1 protein-coding gene is annotated in these 1,301 nt (G+C 32.9%); it reads left to right on the forward strand.

Annotated elements, in window-relative coordinates; genetic code table 11:
* A partial coding sequence (locus tag J3U35_RS00005; protein ID WP_267358782.1) for a hypothetical protein occupies nt 1–885 on the forward strand: 885 nt, incomplete at its 5' end.
* Nucleotides 886–1,301 lie beyond the last annotated feature (416 nt).

Consider the following 1,301-nt stretch of genomic DNA (forward strand, 5'->3'; position numbering starts at 1 on the left):
TCTTATGGTGGTGGGGGAGCGCCGGACTTTTTAAGAGCTGCAGAATTTAAAGAAAAACGATTAAAGTTTAAACACCCCGATGCTGAAGTTAGAATTATAAAAGGTTTCGAGCATCCACCACAATTTAAAGAGGAATGGACAAAGTTATATAACGAACTTACCAACCCTGAAACAGCAAATAAATACGCATTATGGCAAGTTCATTATTTTGGTCATGGTGGTGAAGAACATTTGGCTTTTAGGGAAGGCAATAAAATTTACTTTGACGAAAATGATAATATGGAGCGTTTACCCTGGCATCCAAATGAGGGCATTTTTGTTTTACACTCCTGTCGGGGTGCTGCATATGAAGATACCTGTGATGAAAAAAAAATAAAAAATCAAACCTGTTTAGCAAAAACCATTTCAGAATTACAAAAAACTCGTTGTTTAGGACAAGTGACTTATGGGAATAATAATGCGCTTAGCGTAATAGATTATCCAATAAATAAGAATAATGTGAGTACACCGTTAAGTTCTCGAATGACGGTGCTATATTCAAGAGCAAAATGGGAAGCTGATATTATAAAAGAAGCAAAATACAGATCTAATTATAGGCTTAATTACACTAGAAATTTTATAAAAAAACCTGTTATTTTATGGGGGTATGCGCTATTAACAAATGATACAGGGAAGAAAACATTAAAGCTCAAAACAAATTATGAGACCAATAAAGAAATACAAAATTCAACTGATTTACCCAAGTTATATCCCATTTATGAGGAAATGAGCAAACTGGCGGATAAAAATCAAATCTTACCCTGCCGTGTATTTAATAAAGGTAAGTTAGAAGAGCGTATTGTTGAAGTAGATTTTTTTAATTTAAATGATTTGGAATATCTTTAATGAATTATTTTACTCAATTAACTCAATTGATATCGAAAAAATTAATCGCATTTGTAGTTATGCTTTGTTTTGTTATCGGTTTAGGTCTCAATTATTTATGTACAGAAAATTCAAACAATCTAAACCACGACTTTAATCAATCGGATAATGTTATTATGGACCTTACAATTTACCCCTCAACCATTCCTGAAAATCAATTATTACGCATCCACGAAGCTGAGGAGCTTTATCGTTCCTCATTTGAGGATGGTACATTTTTTGGTGTAACTAATCCTGAAAAATTAGTCAAGCTGGTTAAACATGCTTGGCAATGGNNCAAAAATGCCATGCCGTATTATTATAAGCTTGTCTTTTGGGCGGATTCGTATGATGAAAAAGGAAAGGAATATGATATTGTTATGATGTCTTTTAATGAA

It is taken from the genome of Gilliamella sp. B2717, from assembly GCF_026536675.1.
GTDB lineage: Bacteria > Pseudomonadota > Gammaproteobacteria > Enterobacterales > Orbaceae > Gilliamella > Gilliamella apicola_I.